Origin of the sequence: Lactobacillus sp. M0390 (assembly GCF_016102085.1) — a bacterium.
Classification (GTDB): Bacteria; Bacillota; Bacilli; order Lactobacillales; family Lactobacillaceae; genus Lactobacillus; species Lactobacillus apis.
Window position 1 is genome coordinate 148,538 of the sequence record NZ_JACFPH010000002.1, and the last position, 18,359, is coordinate 166,896.

Here is an 18,359-nt window from a genome sequence, read left to right on the forward strand (position 1 = left end):
TTAAATGTCTTTAATTGCACTATTTTTAGCTACTTATCTGGAACGTCTTTGATCGTAACGTCAGCACCTAGCAAGCGTAATTTTTCTTGGACGCGATCATAACCACGAAGAATATTACCAGCATTATTGATAATTGTGTCACCTTTTGCCATTAGTCCCGCAATCATCAAACATGCACCAGCTCTGATTTCTCCAGCAGCAACAGTTGCCCCATGCAGCTTTTCAGTCGGATGAACAAGAATAATATTATCCTCTACTTTGATGTCAGCACCCATCTTACGCAATTGCTCAATATGACCAATTCTTTTAGGGTAAATACGATCAATTATTACACCTTCACCAGACTTAGCAGATAACAGCAAAGGAGTTACAGGCTGCTGCAAATCAGTAGCGAAACCTGGGTATGCACCAGTTTTAATCTGCGTCATTTTCAAGTCGCCAGCAGGATAAACGTAAAGTGAGTCCTCATCTGCATCAATGACGAGTCCCATTTCTTCTACCTTCGCAAGGTAAGAATCCAGGTGTTCTTCAATAATGTTATGAATGCAGATACCGTTGCCAATACAGCCAGCAAGAGAAATGTACGTTCCAGCTTCAATTCGATCAGGAATAATCGTATGCGGAGCTCTAGCTTCTAACTTTTCAACACCTTCGATTCGAATTGAATCGGTTCCTGCTCCTCGAATAACTGCACCCATATTATTAAGGAAAGTTGCTAAGTCAATTATTTCAGGTTCTTTAGCAGCGTTATCAATAACAGTTTGCCCATTTGCGGTAACTGAAGCCATGATAATATTCATTGTCGCGCCTACGGATGGCATTTCTAGGTGAATAGTCGCTCCTTGCAGTCCTTCATCGGGAGCAGTAATTGTTATTTGGTCATTTTCATTTGTTACACATGCACCTAAGGCTTCAAAACCTTTGATATGTTGGTCAATGGGGCGGGGTCCAATATCATCCCCGCCAGGGAAGCCCACAACAGCCTTACCAAAACGGCCAAGAAGAGCACCCATAAAGTAATAGGAAGCTCGTAAACTCTTGATTTTACCACTTGGCAATGGGCTCATCTTAATGTTCTCTGGATTGATTTGTAAAGTTGTCTTTTCAAAAGAACAAACGACGTCCATCTCACTCAGTAAATCCATTAAGTTGTCAACATCTGCAATCCTTGGAACGCCTTCCAAAGTTACCGGTGTACGCGACAAAATTGATGCCGGAATTAGTGCAACGGTTGAGTTCTTTGCGCCGCCAATCCAGACATCACCCTGTAGGGGCTTTCCACCATGAATTATCATTTGCTTCATTGGCGAAAAAATCCTTTTCTATTTTCGATTAGTCATAATTATGTTAAAGGAATTTACCGGAAAAAACAAGGGAAGACCTTCGTCTTCCCTGCTTAAAAATAAAGATTTTTGTATTATTCAATTTCACTCTTTATAGTTTTTCTTCCTCTAAACCAGAAGCAGCACCGATAAAGGCCTTATATAGTCCTTCTGGTCTTTGTGGTCTACTCAAAAATTCAGGGTGATATTGTGCAGCAATGAAAAACTTATTCTTTGTAAGTTCTATTACTTCGACTAAATGGTTATCTGGTGAGACACCTGCAAAGGTCATTCCAGCCTTTTCAAATGCTTCACGGTATTCATTGTTAAATTCGTAACGATGACGGTGACGTTCTTGAATAACATCTTGATTGTCATAAGCAGCTGCGGTCTTAGTACCAGGCTTTAATGCTGCTGGATAAAGACCTAAACGTAGAGTTCCACCAATGTTTTCTTCATCACGTTTATCAGCCATAATATCGATCACATTGTGCTTAGTGTTCGGATCAGCTTCAGCAGTATTTGCATCTTTATATCCTAAAACGTCACGTGCAAATTCAACAGTTGCCATTTGCATACCCAAACATACTCCAAGGAATGGAATGTCATTTTCACGGGCATATTTAATTGCAGTAATCATGCCTTCAAAGCCACGGGAACCAAATCCACCGGGAACAATCAAGCCATCGGAACCTTTCATGAAGTCTGCAATATTATCTTCAGTTATATCTTCTGCTTGTACCTTGTTAATTTCAACATCAGTATTATAAGAATAACCAGCATGCTTAAGTGCGTCAGTAACAGAAATATAAGCATCTTCAAGTTCAACATATTTACCAACTAAAGTGATCTTGGTCTTGTACTTTAAGTTCTTAACTCTTTCGTCAAGACGGGTCCATTCAGCCATATCAGCTTCATCTTTTGGACTCTTAATATGTAAAAAGTCACAAACTTTTTGATCCATACCTTGTTCTTGGAAGGCTAATGGTAAGTCGAAAAGTGATGGCGCATCAATTGATTCAATAATTCGATCAACTGGAACATCAGTAAAGTTAGAAATCTTATCCTTATGTTCTTGGTTGATTGGCATTTCTGCACGTAAAACTAGCATATTTGGTTGAATACCAATGTTGCGCAATTCAGCAACTGAATGCTGGGTTGGCTTAGTTTTCATTTCTTTAGCAGCGTGTAAATATGGTACTAAAGTACAGTGAATGTACATCACATTTTCTTCACCGACCTCACGACGCATTTGTCTGATTGCTTCCATAAAAGGAGTAGACTCAATGTCACCGACAGTACCACCGATTTCAGAAATAACCACATCAGAGTCAGTGGTTAAGCCTGCACGCATGATTTTTTGCTTAATCATATCCGTAATATGAGGAATAACTTGAACAGTAGCGCCATGGTAATCACCACGACGTTCTTTTTCCAAAACTTCTTTGTAAATTTTACCAGTAGTTACATTTGAGTATTTACTGGTACGCACATCTACAATTCGCTCGTAGTGGCCTAAATCAAGGTCTGCTTCTGTTCCGTCATCAGTTACAAAAACCTCACCGTGTTGATATGGGTTCATTGTACCTGGGTCAATGTTGATATATGGATCAAACTTTTGCATGGTTACTTTCAAACCACGATTTTTTAATAACCGACCAAGACTTGAAGCAGTAATTCCCTTGCCTAGTGAAGAAACAACGCCGCCCGTAACGAAAATATATTTTGTCATTAGCCAAACTCCTTTTTGCAAAAAATAAAAATAAAAAAGCTCCCAAAAAGGGAGCATAAACGCACATAAGGGTGCCCAATTAAAATACTATCTATTTTGCGTCATTAAGTCAAGAGAATTATTCATCATCTTCGTCATCATCTAATTCTGACAATTGACCTTCAATGCCATCTGGCAAATCTTCATCATCGTCATCATCAGTATCAACGAAATCTTCATCTTCGACAAAGTCATCTGCTTCATCGTCAGCTGTCGCATCTAAATCTTCATCTTCTGGATCGTCATTATCGTAGTCAATAATGTCGTCGCTTCCAGTAGCACTTGCTAAGAAAGCATTAACTTTCTTGTGATGTGCACGACTGTCATCTTCGTCCTCATCTTCTGGATGGTTAACTTCTTCGTCAACTGATTCATAAGGAAACCATGAACGTAAAGCCCAAACATTTTCACCCATTGAAATGAATTCACCGTTGGTATTCAAGTCCGTGTAAAATTGGGGTAAACGTTCCCTAATTTCCTCGTCACTCTCTCCCAAGTACTTTTGTACGGCATTAACAATATCGGCAAAACCCATTCTTTTATTGTTATCTTCCAATATTGCACGAGCAACTTCAATCATTGATAGTTCATTGCGATTTTTGTCTTTAAAGTCGTTTAATCCCACAATTGTATTCCTCTCTTTTAACAATCCTTTTTATTTTACTAGGCGCTCAAGTAAAAATCAACGTAACTGTGTAACTTCCTACTAAGTATAGTCCACTAAAGAGGTCATATTCAATCTGAAGTTGCTTTGAACCGTCAATTTTAGGGAAAAATTTAATTAATTTAGTGGAACTCTTCAGGTCCATTTGGTAGCCAGATGCAACATAGCGGCAGTCCTTTTTTTGTCCAACCGTAAAATGAAGTTGCGAATAATCATCGTTAGTATTGCCACGCTTGATGATTACATCATTTTCTTTAATTAGCAGCTTAACTGGAACTTTGTCATCTTCTAAGTAAGAAACCCTAGTCACATCTCCATTTTCGATTAGTTCACCCTGGCCAGTTTTATGGAAAGTCTCACTTTCCTTTTCCTGAACAATTTTACTAGTAAAATCAATTTTTACTTTAGTCATATATTTGATTCTTTGCAATAAAAAAGCTAACCATCAAGATTAGCAATAATTCTTAATATCCTTCTTAATTTTAGCAGAAAACATTATAAAACAAATTATTTTTTTATACCAGTAATTACTCCAATTCCTTTTTCGGTGATATTACCAGCTTAATCCCACCTATTGTGATTAAGCTTGAGCAAAAGACAATAATAAATTTTCCACTGGCACAATCAAGAATTATACCTGAAACCATTGATGAAACTGGGCACCAATATTTCTGATTATGGTCAACACTCGCCCATAAATGAGCAAAATTTGATAAAATATAACTATATTGATAGTAACTCATAGCATGATTGCAACCAATTAAAAGATGAATTGTGATAATCCTAACTATCATTAGAACTTAAGAAGAACAACTACAATTTGACCCTTTTGAGGGTCCATTGTTTTTTACCAGCTTAAAATGTAGGAGACTTACTAAATATGTCAAATTCAAAAAAATATAGCTTAGACATTGACAACGAGAAGCAAACCATTCAAGGCATTTTTATACCCGACAAGACTATGTTCCAGCAAATTAGAGGAGTAGTTCAAGCTACACATTTAGATGGCTGGGAACCATCTTCTGATGATATTGAGAAATTGAAGGCTAATGCAATGAATCCTGACCCGAAAGAGCTAGCACGAATCAAAGCTATCTGGGAACAGAGGAGTAAGTAGAAACTCGTCAACTTAGATTGAAGTCTAAAAATAAATCTGACTTCAAAAACAAATAAAAACAAAAAGAGCTAGTCAAGCATGAAACTTGAGCTAGCTCTTTTTTACTTTAATTTATACTATATTACTTCTTAAATGATTAATTCTTAATCTGTAACAATAATAATGACAGGTTTAAATAATGCTAATGACATTTTTCTTCTCCTATATAAATCAATATTAACCAAACTTTTCATTAATTATAATAACCCCTATTGCACTGTTTACAAGGTGATTTTCATATTCGAAAAATATTACTTTATTAACCTATCAACAGTTACCTCATAGCCAGAATTGATTAGTACTTTCTTTATTTGATCGGCCTCCTCTTGATTATCATTAATTACGTCTTCGTAGTACTTTCCTAACATTTTAGTAAATGCCAATTCTATAGTATTAGGCAACTGCTTTAAAAAGTTTAATGGCTCTATACATAAACTACTTTTATTGTCTTGTATGCATAAGTCAATATAGTTAATCACCAATACGCTTAGTGCCACTAGAACCTTTTTCTCAATATTAGAAACATTTTGATAGCGCCTAATAATACTTTTCACTAAAAAAGTAGCTTCATCTATTGTATACAGTTCCATTATATTACTTAATAAAACAATCCTTAGGTATCCATTATCATCAATGTCTTTTTGAAATAGTACTTGCTTAATTTCTTTCTTTTCTGCACGTGTTAGTTTTTTAAGTGAGTCATCATTATGTGTATTTGAAATAACCTTTGCCTGTAAAATAAGTGATTCTGTTAAACTGGTTTGAGGCTCTATTTGCATTAATTGATCAGTAATATTTACTATTTCATCATCATTATCCTCATTTGCAGCCTTTACAAGTTGATTTCTCAAATAATTAATTTTATTGTCATTAGAATTGCCATTTTCTGTTTCAGAAAAAAACTCCTGAAAACTAACCCCATGTTTTTCAAGAATTTGGATCAACTCTTCTGCTCCGATATCATGAAAGCCACGTTCAACCTTTGAATAAAACGAAACAGAAATTACATCAGCAGCCATCTCCTTTTGGGTTAAACCTAAATCATGACGTAACTTTTTTAATTTGCTCCCAATACGATTCATAATTATCATCCCTTTTTATTCCATATAAAATATTATGGTCACTAATCAGAAAAACATTCAAAAATATTATTTGTTTTTAACAAATTGATCCTTTTGAATATTCAAAGTGCCCTATAAATTGCAAATTTGCTATAATCAAGTAAATAATCAATTTTTAATCTTACATTATAAACTAACTTCGAGGAATATTTATGCCAAAATTTCAAAGTAAAAAATTAACTAAAGAAGTTGTTTTACGTGATCCTGTTCATGACTACATTCACATTGAAGATCAAGTCATATTGGACATTTTAAAAACAGAAGAATTCCAAAGAATGCGCCGTATCAAACAACTTGGGCCTCTTTCATATGTTTTTCCTGGAGCAACTCATACCCGTTTCGAACATAATCTAGGTGTATACGAGTTAACTAGAAAAATCTGTAATATTTTCGCAGAAAAGTACCCATCTCATAATTCGGGGGATGGCCTCTGGGACGACAATAACCGCTTATTAGTTGAATGTGCCGGTTTACTCCACGATATCGGACATGGACCGTACTCACATACTTTTGAGCATCTATTTGGTACAAACCACGAAAAGATTGGTCAAAAGATTATTACTGACCCTAATACAGAAATTAACCATGTTTTGCGCGGAGTTGCACCAAACTTTCCTGAATTAGTTGCTAGTGTTATTGATAAAACTTATCCTAATCCTCAAGTCGTTAAAATGATTTCCAGTCAGGCTGATGCTGACCGCATGGATTATCTTAAACGTGATGCATACTTCACTGGCGTTACATACGGCGAATTTGATTTGTCGCGAATTTTACAAGAAATAAGACCTTATCAAGGTGGCATTTGCTTCACAATGGCTGGAATGCATGCAGTTGAGGACTATATCGTTTCGCGCTATCAAATGTATCAGCAAGTGTACTTTCACCGTGTAGGCCGTTCAATGGAAGTTATTTTGCAGCATTTACTTGAACGAGCAAAAGTTGTTTATGAGCAAGGTACTCTGCAAGTTACACCAAGTTTAGCCAAGTTTTTAGCTGGCGACTGGACGCTCAGCGACTACCTTGAATTAGACGATGGAGTCATGGAAACAAACTTCTCCATGTGGACAAAGGCAAGCGACCCAATTTTAGCTGATTTAGCAAATTGCTATTTGTACCGAAAACCACTAGCAAGTATTTGCATCGATGACGAAACTAAAAGCTTATTACCCAAGTTAAAGGACCTAATTAAGCAAGCTGGGTTTGATCCGCTCTATTATACAGACACCAATTCCGCTTTTGATGAACCTTATGATGCGTATAAGCCAAGCGGGAAAAACGCTAATAGTCAAATCGAAATCATGCAAGCTGACGGTCAGCTAATTGAACTGTCACAGTTAAGTCCGTTAGTTCGTGCACTTAACGGAACAATTCAGGGCGACGAGCGGTTCTTCTTCCCTAAAATCATGATGTCCAATAGCGATGAACCACAAATTTTTGACCCGCTTTACCAACAATTCCAACGTTATGTCAAAAATGGTAAACTACGCTATTTGCGAAAACCAAAAACTAATAAAAAATAAAAAGACCGAATTCTGATTGAATTCGATCTTTTTTGTTTGGGGAGCTGTTTGTTAGGTTACACGTTCATGTGTCCTGAAATTGAAGTATCAGTTACAGGACTGACACTGGTATCAATGCCAACTTTCTCAGATAGTTTAGCTGACAAAATTTGGAATGGAACAACATAAAAAATAGGAGAAAGTATTGGGGTAGTTTTTACACTTAGTTTTAAATCTCTGTCAGTTGCTTCAAAGTCTTCACCAGAAACCACAAAAACATGTTCAGTATAAGCACGACGGTAATATGCTGCTACATCAACCATGCGGTCAAATTCTGAACCTTTATTACCACCGATTAAGAAAATGAAGTTGTCGTCATGATATGCGCGAAGTGGTCCATGCAATTGCTCTTCTTGTTCATATGCACTAGTTGGACGGCCAAAGGTTTCAAAGAACTTCAATCTAGCTTCAAGTGCAGTTGGGAAGTTATAACCATAACCTGCAATTGAAGCTTTTTGCATTTCAACTAGTTCATCTTGCTGCTTTTCATACCATGCAGTACTTTCTTTAACAACAGTTGGGAAATTATCAACTAAGTCTTGTGCATCCTTGATTAATTGGTCATATTTTTCCTTACCAATTAGTTGAGATTGATGAGCAATTTCAACAGCAAGTAAATAGAATTGTAACAAAGTCTCAGTATAGCCACGAGTCTCTGGCCCAATCTGTTCTTCTTCACAAACTAGGTGAACATAGTGATCAGCAATTTTAGTAATTGCTGATCCCAATTGTTCTGAAATGCCTAAAGTTGAGTATCCACACTTTTGTGCATGTTGCAAAGCCTCACAAGTAGAAATGCTATCGCCATGTTGGGATAAACCTACTACTAAAATTTGATCATCTCTAAAACAGCTGCTTGGATTAATGCTCTCTGAGCTAGTAAAAACAGTTGGTTCAATTGCAACGCCTTCCACATTTAGTAATTTGACAAACATATTGCGTATTACACGCATTGCATTATATGAAGTACCCGAACCAGTAAAAATAACCTTTTTAAAGTCATTGTTTAACCAGAAAGAAATAAACTCCTTACCATAATCATTTCGTTCATCAATTGCTCTTTGCAATACCCGATCTGTGTCCTCAATGTGTCCCATCATTGTTAGTTTTGTCATCTTTAAATTCCTCCATTTTAATTGTTGTTTGCGCAAGTTCGCGCATTTTTTCTAAATACTCTTTTGCTTGCTTTTTTAAGCCCAACTCTTCGGTTACTTTAACTAACCTTTGGTAAATAATAAGTTGCTGCTGTGGCTCCTCGGTCGTATCCAACTGCTCTTTTAATTTAGCTAACACTTCCCTATCTGGTGCTAGATAAACTTGATGTAGTTCCTGAACTTCTGCGCGAACTTCAGGAAGCTTGCAGTTATTAAGTAAATATTCTTCTAACTCAATTGCTTTATCTAAATAATTACCATCCAGATAAAAGAGATAGCACCTCATCAGACGAATCAATAGATCCTGTTCTTTTTCTTTAGTTAAATCAACCTGTTTTTCAGTTAAATGAGCGACAACATGACAAACTTGTTCATAGTCCTCGTATGCTAAGTAATAATCTAAAGATAGAAATTCCCGTGCTTTAGCAGATAAGCAAACTACTGCAACCGGTGATTTTAGTAGCTGGAAATATCGCTTTTGATCACCATTTTTCTGAAATGTTAATAACTGTGTAAGTAGCTTTTTTCTTAGCTTAACTTCTGCAACCCAGCTAAGGCCAAAGGCCAAAAGTAACAAGACTACTAGTAATGCTGATTGCATAAATCTTCAATCCCTATAGTAGACCAACTGCAACTGCTAAAATTCCAAGTATAATCAAGCCAATCAGAATTACTGTGCCGTTAACCTTCTTTTGTAATAGTCCATAGCAGCCAAAAGTCAAAAGTAATGGTAATAAATTAGGCATTAATGAGTCTAAAGTCTGTTGCAAACTGACCTTTGTTCCACCTAATTTCATAACTAACGGCACCTTAATAATTACCATGGACGCAATCATTGCTCCAACCACCACTAATCCTAAAATTTTAGCAGCTTCCGTAAGCTTTTGTAGTGTCCCACTTTCACTTGCTTCAGCAAGAAACTTGTTTCCACCTTGATAGCCTAGTTTAAAACCAAACCAGCGTAACAGCTCACTAGGAATAACGTTAATTAAAAAGTAAAGAATTGGGCCTAAGATACTTCCTTTAACAGCCAGTGGGGCTCCAACCCCGACACCAATTACACGTAGAGTTCCCCAAAACATTGAGTCACCGATTCCGGCAAGAGGTCCCATTAAGGCCGTTTTTACAGAGTTAATTGAACTAGCGTCAAAATCTTCTGAATTGGCGTTTTGTTCTTCCATTGCACAACTAATTCCCAAAATTATTGGTGAAGTAGATGCTGAACAGTTAAAAAATTCCAAATGACGCTGAAATCCTTTTTGCATTTCATCATCATTATCACCATAAAGGCGTTTAATCACTGGAGTCATTGCCCATGCATAACCAAGAGACATTTGCCGTTCATAATTAAAGGAACCTAATAATTGGTAGTGTCTCCACATTACACTACGCAGGTCTTTTTTGGTTAGCTTCTTAGTTGATTTTTGTGTTGCTGCGTCTGCCATTATAGTAAGTCCTCCTCGTTATTTTCTGCTGGTTTAAATTCGTAGTAAATGTAAGCAATGATTAGGCCAAACACAGCTACTCCTATCATTGGAACCTTCAAAAAGGCTACCAAACCAAATCCTAAAAAGAGAAATGGTGCGTATTTTTTATCGTAAGTTAACTGCATTAACATTGCGATTCCCAATGCAGGTAACAAGTTACCAGACTGAGTTAATCCATCCTGAATAACCTTTGGAATTGCCTTAATAATAACTTTAATTACTGGTGCACCGACTAAATATCCAACCATGATTGGAACAAATTTTGCTAAGAATAGCATTACTGTTCCAGACCATTGTCCAATTGCAATTCCTTTCCAGTTTTTCTTTTCAATTTGACGATCAGCATAGTGGGTAAAAATCGCATTAAAGCTACCAATTGCAATCGCAATAATTTGAGCAATTAAAGCAATTGGAATAGCCAAAGTTAGTGTTGTTTGCCAATTTGTACCTGTCTTGATTGCCAAAGCAGTCGCAAGAGCTGAACCAACAACAACATCTGGGGGAGTAGTTGTTCCTATACCAACTAAACCCATCCACACTAATTCAAGTTGTCCACCCAAAATTAGTCCAGTGGTAAAATCGCCCATTACTAAACCAACTATAGGACCAATGATGATTGGTCGATCAAGCATGTGCTGCCCGCCAAGTCGACTTTCCATGTATGCTCCCGCTCCCACGAGAGCAACTAAGAATGCTTGTAACATAATTTATCTCCTTCTTATTTATTTCTTAAATGCTTTTTCAATACCAGCAAAATTCAAGCTTTCAGCGGTTGGTGTTACCTGAGCAAAAACTTCTACACCTTGGTCGTGTAACTCTTTGGCACTGGCAAACTCTTCTTCAGTCATCTTAATTTGTGGCAAAACAGAAACTCCGTTTTCATAGTGAATTCCTGCAGTTCCTACATTCACCTTATCGATTCCTGCCACATCATGTTTTAAAGCTACAGCATCCTTAACATTAATCGTTACTACAAAAATTTTCTTATTTGCATATTTAGGACTGTTTAAGATTTGTGCTGCATCTTTAAGACTCTTTATTCCCAGAGTAACACCTGCTGGTTTAGCTAATTTCATTGTCATTTTAGTCATTGAGTCAGTTGCCGCATGATCATTAGCAACTAATAAAATGTCAGGGTGTAATTGGTTTGTCCATGACACTGCAACCAAGCCGTGGACAAGTCGATCATCTGCTCTTAATAAACTAATCATTCTAAATCTTCCTCCTTCAGTAAATCATTTACATAAATAATTTGTTTACGCGCTTCATTAACAGCAAGGCGAATTGCTTCATCAGACAACTTGTCATCTGGATTCATTATTAGTTCCAATACCAATGAGAGATTAATGCCGCTGATAACTTTACAGTCGTAATCTTTAATTAAATTAACTGCTTCCTTATTAACACTTCCACCAGGCATATCAGTTAAAATTACTATTTGGTCAGTTTTGAATTTTTCCAATAACCCGTTTAACTCTTCAACAAAATTCTTTTGATCGTCGACATATGCATTAATGAAATGAACATTATTGGTAGCGCCGTTAAAAAAATTGATTGAATTCTTATATCCGTCAGCTAAGTAGCTGTGCGTAGCGATGATAAATTGACTCATTGAATAACTTCCTTTCACTAGTTTCTACAGTTCGTTTGATTAAAATGTTAGCGTAAACATTAAATCTAAGTTAGATATACTACTGTATATACATTTTAGCAAGAATAAAAAATGATATCTTGTATTTTATTTTGGCAACAAATACTATTTTTAAAGCAATTATTAGGAATTTAAAATTGATTTTTATCTTTTTTATTTTATTATAAATATATGGTATATACATTTTATATGAAGAAACATAGGGAAATAATTTTTTGCTTAACACACAACAAATTATTTATAATTAATAAAGAAACAGTTATCAAAACAACGACAACAAATAAAATCATTTAAGGAATACGCAAGTGAAAGCTAAATATGAAAAAGTAGAAGATTACTTTATTGAAAAAATTAACAAGGGTGTACTTAAAGCAGGTGATCAACTGCCGCCCGAAATTCAAATTAGTGAAAAATACGGTTACAGCCGTATGACTGTCAATAAGGCAATGAAAAATTTAGAAAAACAAGGATATGTAACTAGAATTGCAGGACGAGGCACCTTTGTAAAAGAAAAAAGTGTGCTACGGTTACTAACCGACAATATCAGTTTTACCGATATTATTAAGCAACAGAGAATGACCCCAGGCTCAACTCTGATTTCTTATAATTTAGAAAATCAAAATGAAGTACCTTCAGCCAATGAATTCTCCTCTCCAATTGAGAAATTCCATCACACGAAAAGGCTCAGGACTGGAGACGGTAATCCGATCGCATTAACTGAAGACTATATAAGTGCCAAACTAATTAAAAAGATTGATTTTAATTTGTTAACAACATCTCTTTATTCCTACCTAAAAAAGTTAAAATTGCCTGTCATCCAAAATTTCGTTGAAATTAAGGCTGTTAAAGCAACTAAGGAACAGCAAAAAGCACTCAAATTAGACGTAGATTTTTTGTTAATGACCTTGGCAAACACTGATACCATAACCTCTGATAATCAGCGTGTCCCATTAGGTGTATTTGTTTCTTATTACAACCCAGATCTTTACACCTACAGATTTAACGAATCTTAGTAAAAAACACCCAATCTCTTGATACTATGAGATTGAGTGCTTTTTATTTACTTATTTTGTTGTATTTTTAACTATATGAATTTCACGATCAAATAACTGCTTCATTTGTTCATTAAAGTTATGAGCTATAAAGATTACCGATGCAGAGGTTGCAGTTACTTCACGCAAAATTTCCATCGTAGCTTGTTGATCAATTGCACTAGTTCCCTCATCAATTAGAATCAATTCACTGTGATGAACTAATGCACGTACTAAAACAATTTTTTGCCTTTGTCCGCCAGAAATATTTAACTTATTCAAATCGATTTGCTGATTCAGTCCTTGGTCAAACTTAGCAATATCTCCATTAAGCTGAACTTTTTCTACAAGCGAAGGTAAAGCACTTTTTAGTTTATCAGCAAACATCGTCATATTGTCAGCGATACTTGCTGGAAAGAGAACAGGATCTTGAGGGATATAACCAATTTTCTCCATATCAGGATTAATTGGCGCGCCATTTTTATTCTTGAAAACAATTTTTCCCGTAGTCGGCTTAAGCTGTTCTAGAATAAGTTTAAATAAAGTTGATTTACCTGCACCTGAATCCCCAGTTAATAGTATTTTTTCACCTGCTTTAATATCAATATCAGGGAATTTTAGACTCTCACCATTTGGAAATTGTAGGCTAAGGTCACGAACACTCAGTTCCGCAGGTGCTGAGACTTGTTCTAGTTTAGGCTGTTCAACACTTTCAGTTTCCTCAGCAATTTTTTTATTTAAAGCTTGGGCACCCTTCATCTGGCCGTATGAATTAATGATTTCTTCAACGCCCATTCTTAGATAATATTGACAGTTTCCAACACCGATAATGACACCAAAAGCAACTAGTTTTTGCTGAAATAAGTAGCCAGCTAATAAAAATAAGATTGTTTGAAAGCAAACTGAAATTAACCCATTAACAATAGACAGCAGTTGCATGACCCCATTTTGTTTAACATTTGCATCCTCTAAGTCTTTGGCTGCCTTATCTGTTATCGCAAATAACTTTTCACCGGCAAAATAGCGTTGTATTTCTTCTAAGCCACTAAGCCACTTGTCTAAGCAATCCAAATACTTTTGATTGCTTTCAGAAATGTGAGTTATTGCTTGCTGTAACGGTTTTTCAAGCAACTTAGGCACAGTTAACGAAATAATCACCATCAAAGTGACCACTAAAAGTAAACTCCAGTGTAATGAAATTAATAACGCAACAACAGACACGATAATTGCTACACCACCGAGCAAATTGAAAAAGGGTTCTAAGTAATTTTCTTGGCTTTGAACTAAGTCATTAGTTAATCCATTCTGGACCTGGGCTACAGGGTGCTCCTTTTGATCTTTATAAAAATGGTCAATTGTTTTTTGACGAATAACAGCTTTATATTGTTCCTCTTGTTTAGATTGAAGATAACCTAGCAGTCCTTGCAATAAATAATCGATCAGGATGCATACAAAACTAGCAAGAACCATAACCATGAAAGTTCTAAAATTACCTTGCTGAATTGCTGTAGTTTCAATCATTACAATTAATGAGTTAACAATCATAAGTGCATAAAAGCTAATTAGCACTACCATTATCACTACAAAGCGTAACGGGTTTTGCTTAAAAAAACCTTTAATAGTCATTTCTACTTGACCTCCTTTTTCTTTGCTTTTAAGCAGATTTGATAATCAAATTTTTCCATTAAATCAGGACTAAAATTATGTGCAATTAGCAAGACTGTTTTATCTGTTCGCAGCAGTTCACTAATGATTTTATTAGTTGTCTTGCTATCAACTGCACTTGTCGCCTCATCCAATAAAAGAAATGGTTTGTTATGTATTTCAGCCCTTGCTAAAACAACTTTCTGTCTTTGCCCCCCAGATAAGTTTCCTTGATCTAAATCAACATTAGTGTCAATTTGTTGTGGAAAGCTTGCTATGTCTGAAGCTAGCTGTACATTTTGAACGGCTCCACTTAATCTAGAACTTAGTTTTTGGTTAAACATCGTAATATTATTAGCAACCGTATCTGGGAAAAGCGTAGCGTCTTGAGCCACATAACCTAATTCAGCTTGCTTAGGTAGCAATTTGTTACCAGCTTGATCAATAAAATAGACCTCACCGTTTTGGGGCTCAATTTTACCCAACAGAACCTTGAAAAGTGTTGACTTTCCAGTGCCAGAATCACCTGTTAGTAGAACTTTATCGCCTTGATTAATAGTGAAATCGGGATAAGTGATTATTTCACCATTTTGATATTGAACCTCTAGGTTGCGACATTTTAAACCATATACTGCAGCCTTAGGCTTTCTTTCAGGTAACGGCTGAATGAGTTTAGTAACATCAGCACGCAATTCCTTTGTTGAACGAATTTGGGTAATTGCACTAATGATTTCCCATAAGCCATTAAAAATAGTTGAAGCAAAACCACCAGCGATGGCCCAGTCACCCAGAGATATTATATGTCTGAAAAATAGTAGACCAGCCCAAAGACCAGTTCCCACTTGACCGATTGAGTTGCCCACGCCATTAATTGCAATTGCAATAGACTTCATTTTATTACTATTTACATTGGCATCTGCAAGTTTCTGGTTATCTTGACCAAGCGCTTTGGCTAAACGACCACCAGCACCATAACGTCGTAATTCTCCTAGACCAGAAAACCAGTTCTCAATTGTATTTAAAAATTGCGCATTCTTCTGAGCTGCTTTAGCAGTTGAACTGGACAATTTTTTGGTCATGATTTGAGGTAAACAAAGAACAATAATCGTTACTACGGTCACAATCAAAATTAATGACCAATGCAATGTTAATAGTGTTCCTATTGCCATAATGATGCTTAATAAATTAATCCAGATTTTTATCCATGGTGTCGCATAATCGTCGGACAAAACTTTGAGATTATTTCCCAATTGATTCTGCATATCTGCAACCTTAGTTGGTTCGTCGGCATAATAGTGTTTCATTATTTTGGCGCGAATTTCGTGCAAATATTCTTGAATCTGCTTGTTAAACAAAAATGTTCCTAGTGGTAGTAGAAGAATAGTAAAAATTGAAATGATAAGTTCTACAATTATCCAAAAAGCAAATCCACTCCAGTTTCCATTACTAAGATTATTAGTTATGTATTTGAAAAAATATGTTGTTGCAGTACCGCTTAGTGCATAAGCCAAGAAAACTAATAAAATTAAAATTGTTCTTGGTATGCTAGTCTTTAATAATTGCTTTAGTGTCAATGGTCTCAAGCCTCCTTAATTCATATTTCTTATTAAAGTCTAATTTTATTTTAAATTCAATATGATTCAATTAAGTGGTCATTTTTTCCAACTAAGTGACACATATTTTATTAGTAAGATAATTTAGTATATAGAAAAAACCCTGAAATCAAATTGATCTCAGGGTTTTATTACGTGTCATTTTAAATTTTAGTGCTTATCTTTTTCATATCTGGTATTAAACAAAGGACTAAGTGGTTCATTCTTTTGAATACACTTAATTGCATCCCCAATTAACGGTCCCACTGAAACAAGTGAAGTCTTATCCAACTTCTTCTCTGCAGGTTGGTTAATTGAATCTGTTAATACCAAGCTTTTAATCGGAGAATCATTTATACGTTTAATGGCTGGACCAGATAAAACAGCATGTGTAGCACTGGCATAAACTTCAGTTGCACCTGCATCAATCAATGCTTGTGCAGCTAACGTGATAGTTCCAGCAGTATCGATCATATCATCAATAATGATTGCTCGCTTACCTTTAACGTCACCAATGATGTTCATTACCTCGGCAACATTAGCACGTGGTCGACGCTTATCAACAATCGCAATTGAAGTGCCTAGGAATTCTGCAAGCTTTCTAGCACGAGTAACACCACCATGATCTGGTGAAACTACAACTGCATCCTTTTCCAGATTATTTCTTAAGAAGTAATCTGCAAGTAATGGTGCACCCATTAAATTATCTACAGGTATATCGAAGAAGCCTTGAATTTGAGGTGCATGTAAATCTAGTGATAATAGTCTAGTGGCACCTGCTTCTTGCAACATATCAGCAACTAATTTGGCTGTAATTGGTTCACGTGGACGAGTCTTGCGATCCTGACGAGCATAGCCATAATATGGAATTACAATATTTATCGTCTGTGCACTTGCGCGGCGAACAGCATCAATCATAATCAACAATTCCATCAAATTATCATTGACTGGTACACTCGTTGATTGAATTAAATATACGTCCTTACCACGAACAGATTCGTCTATATTAATTTGAATTTCCCCATCGCTAAAGCGTTGTACACTAGATTCACTAAGTGGAATCCCAACGCGGTCCGCAATTTTTTGTGCTAGCGGCAAATTCGAATTGAGGGCAAACAACATCATATTGTCTTTATAAGACATAATTTCCTCCGTATTAAAATGTTAACAACTTATTATTTTACCAAAAGTTGTCCGAAAAAGCTTTTTCCTATACTATTATTCAACTTTAGCGGACGACATTCAAGCCCCGAATGCTAGAATACGCAGATAATGCGTAAGTTTTCCACTTATTTTAAAAGAAATTTTTATTCATGATCTAAGACACTACGAATATTACCATGATATTTCTTTAGTAATGCGGCAGCTTCATGTTCAGTCTTTCCTGTTTTAGCCATCACAATTGCTTGAGCCACATTTTTGTTGGCCTTTTCTAAGAACTGTAGTGCCTTTTTAGTGTCAATATCGGCAGTTGCACTAATGATGCGACATGCTCGATCAACCAACTTTTCATTAGTCGGCTGTACATCAATCATCATATTTGAATATACTTTTCCCTGCTTAATCATCACGCCTGTGGAAATCATATTCAAAATCATTTTTTGAGCTGTACCAGCCTTCATCCGAGTTGAACCAGTGACTACTTCAGAACCAACTACCGCTTCAATAGCAATATCTGCATGCTGACCAATGACAGAATCTGCTACACAGGCAATTGCAATTGTTAAGGTACCTTGCTTTTTGGCATAGTCTAATCCGCCAATCACATATGGTGTTCGGCCACTTGCAGCTAAGCCAAGTACAACATCATTTTGAGTTAAAGCCAAATCACTTATGTCCTTTTCACCCAGTTCTGCCGAATCTTCGGCGCCTTCTACAGCTGAAAACATTGCACTTTTTCCACCAGCAATTAGTCCGACTGCTCTTTCGGGCTTAATGCCATAAGTCGGCACTAGCTCTGCAGCATCTAATACGCCAAGCCGTCCACTAGTTCCAGCACCAAGATAGATTAAACGACCGCCATTAGAATAATTTTTAGCTGCTGCATCAATTGCTTGGGCAATTTGCTCATTTTCCTGTCTTACTGCTTGAGCAACTTTCTGATCTTCTTGATTAATCGTCTTAACCATTTCTAGTGTTGACATTCTATCAATTTCACTAGTTGCAGGATTACGCTCTTCAGTTTTTAACTCTTTAATTTCCATTTT

18 protein-coding genes are annotated in these 18,359 nt (G+C 36.1%); 3 read left to right on the forward strand and 15 right to left on the reverse strand.

From position 1 onward, the window contains the following. Nucleotides 1-29: 29 nt before the first annotated feature. The 4 genes from H3R25_RS04775 to H3R25_RS04790 form a co-directional block, all read right to left on the reverse strand. Entirely contained in the window at nucleotides 30-1,304 is a 1,275-nt protein-coding gene (locus H3R25_RS04775) for a UDP-N-acetylglucosamine 1-carboxyvinyltransferase (protein ID WP_074425808.1), read from the reverse strand. A 130-nt stretch (nucleotides 1,305-1,434) separates the two neighbouring features. Continuing rightward, complete coding sequence (locus H3R25_RS04780) at nucleotides 1,435-3,054, reverse strand: CTP synthase (RefSeq protein ID WP_074425809.1); 1,620 nt, start codon at nucleotides 3,052-3,054, stop codon at nucleotides 1,435-1,437. 118 nt (nucleotides 3,055-3,172) lie between these two features. Next, a complete protein-coding gene (rpoE, locus tag H3R25_RS04785) occupies nucleotides 3,173-3,718 on the reverse strand; it encodes a DNA-directed RNA polymerase subunit delta (protein WP_046307684.1) in 546 nt (181 codons plus the stop codon). Nucleotides 3,719-3,764: 46 nt separating this feature from the next. After that, complete coding sequence (locus H3R25_RS04790) at nucleotides 3,765-4,169, reverse strand: DUF1934 domain-containing protein (RefSeq protein WP_198187736.1); 405 nt, start codon at nucleotides 4,167-4,169, stop codon at nucleotides 3,765-3,767. 468 nt (nucleotides 4,170-4,637) lie between these two features. Between H3R25_RS04790 and H3R25_RS04795 the strand changes: the two genes are divergently transcribed. Next, entirely contained in the window at nucleotides 4,638-4,874 is a 237-nt protein-coding gene (locus H3R25_RS04795) for a hypothetical protein (RefSeq protein WP_074425811.1), read from the forward strand. 290 nt (nucleotides 4,875-5,164) lie between these two features. Here the strand turns inward: H3R25_RS04795 and H3R25_RS04800 are convergent, their stop codons facing one another. Beyond that, nucleotides 5,165-5,995, reverse strand: a complete 831-nt coding sequence (locus H3R25_RS04800; RefSeq protein WP_074425812.1) for a helix-turn-helix domain-containing protein — start codon at nucleotides 5,993-5,995, stop codon at nucleotides 5,165-5,167. A gap of 191 nt (nucleotides 5,996-6,186) precedes the next feature. Here H3R25_RS04800 and H3R25_RS04805 point away from each other — a divergent pair, with 191 nt between their 5' ends. Beyond that, complete coding sequence (locus tag H3R25_RS04805) at nucleotides 6,187-7,554, forward strand: HD domain-containing protein (RefSeq protein ID WP_198194449.1); 1,368 nt, start codon at nucleotides 6,187-6,189, stop codon at nucleotides 7,552-7,554. Nucleotides 7,555-7,610: 56 nt separating this feature from the next. On the opposite strand, the gene H3R25_RS04810 is transcribed toward H3R25_RS04805, so the two are convergent. From H3R25_RS04810 to H3R25_RS04835, 6 genes are read right to left on the reverse strand one after another with little or no spacing between them, the layout of a single operon-like run. Beyond that, a complete protein-coding gene (locus tag H3R25_RS04810; RefSeq protein WP_198194450.1) occupies nucleotides 7,611-8,708 on the reverse strand; it encodes an SIS domain-containing protein in 1,098 nt (365 codons plus the stop codon). Further along, nucleotides 8,677-9,348: a hypothetical protein gene (locus H3R25_RS04815; protein WP_198194451.1), complete on the reverse strand. Its 672-nt coding sequence runs from the start codon at nucleotides 9,346-9,348 to the stop codon at nucleotides 8,677-8,679. The genes H3R25_RS04810 and H3R25_RS04815 overlap by 32 nt, the downstream gene beginning before the upstream one ends. Nucleotides 9,349-9,361: 13 nt before the next feature. After that, nucleotides 9,362-10,192, reverse strand: coding sequence for a PTS system mannose/fructose/sorbose family transporter subunit IID (locus H3R25_RS04820; protein ID WP_122035913.1), 831 nt, complete (start codon nucleotides 10,190-10,192; stop codon nucleotides 9,362-9,364). Next, nucleotides 10,192-10,938, reverse strand: a complete 747-nt coding sequence (locus tag H3R25_RS04825; RefSeq protein WP_122035915.1) for a PTS sugar transporter subunit IIC — start codon at nucleotides 10,936-10,938, stop codon at nucleotides 10,192-10,194. Before H3R25_RS04825 ends, H3R25_RS04820 begins: the two co-directional genes overlap by 1 nt. Before the next feature lie 18 nt (nucleotides 10,939-10,956). Beyond that, nucleotides 10,957-11,445, reverse strand: coding sequence for a PTS sugar transporter subunit IIB (locus H3R25_RS04830; RefSeq protein ID WP_198194452.1), 489 nt, complete (start codon nucleotides 11,443-11,445; stop codon nucleotides 10,957-10,959). Continuing rightward, nucleotides 11,442-11,846 carry a PTS sugar transporter subunit IIA gene (locus tag H3R25_RS04835; RefSeq protein ID WP_187158384.1) on the reverse strand — a complete coding sequence of 135 codons (405 nt, stop codon included), beginning with the start codon at nucleotides 11,844-11,846 and terminating at the stop codon, nucleotides 11,442-11,444. Before H3R25_RS04835 ends, H3R25_RS04830 begins: the two co-directional genes overlap by 4 nt. Nucleotides 11,847-12,190: 344 nt before the next feature. Between H3R25_RS04835 and H3R25_RS09160 the strand changes: the two genes are divergently transcribed. Next, the gene (locus tag H3R25_RS09160; RefSeq protein WP_122035921.1) at nucleotides 12,191-12,898 is read left to right on the forward strand and encodes a GntR family transcriptional regulator; all 708 of its coding nucleotides are present in this window, start codon (nucleotides 12,191-12,193) and stop codon (nucleotides 12,896-12,898) included. A gap of 51 nt (nucleotides 12,899-12,949) precedes the next feature. Here H3R25_RS09160 and H3R25_RS04845 read toward each other — a convergent pair whose 3' ends face one another. From H3R25_RS04845 to murQ, 4 genes are all read right to left on the reverse strand, one after another. Beyond that, nucleotides 12,950-14,542, reverse strand: a complete 1,593-nt coding sequence (locus H3R25_RS04845; protein ID WP_198194453.1) for an ABC transporter ATP-binding protein — start codon at nucleotides 14,540-14,542, stop codon at nucleotides 12,950-12,952. A 2-nt stretch (nucleotides 14,543-14,544) separates the two neighbouring features. Further along, a complete protein-coding gene (locus H3R25_RS04850; protein WP_198194454.1) occupies nucleotides 14,545-16,134 on the reverse strand; it encodes an ABC transporter ATP-binding protein in 1,590 nt (529 codons plus the stop codon). A gap of 189 nt (nucleotides 16,135-16,323) precedes the next feature. Continuing rightward, nucleotides 16,324-17,295: a ribose-phosphate diphosphokinase gene (locus tag H3R25_RS04855; protein ID WP_198194455.1), complete on the reverse strand. Its 972-nt coding sequence runs from the start codon at nucleotides 17,293-17,295 to the stop codon at nucleotides 16,324-16,326. 164 nt (nucleotides 17,296-17,459) lie between these two features. After that, nucleotides 17,460-18,356, reverse strand: coding sequence for an N-acetylmuramic acid 6-phosphate etherase (murQ, locus tag H3R25_RS04860; protein ID WP_198194456.1), 897 nt, complete (start codon nucleotides 18,354-18,356; stop codon nucleotides 17,460-17,462). Nucleotides 18,357-18,359 lie beyond the last annotated feature (3 nt).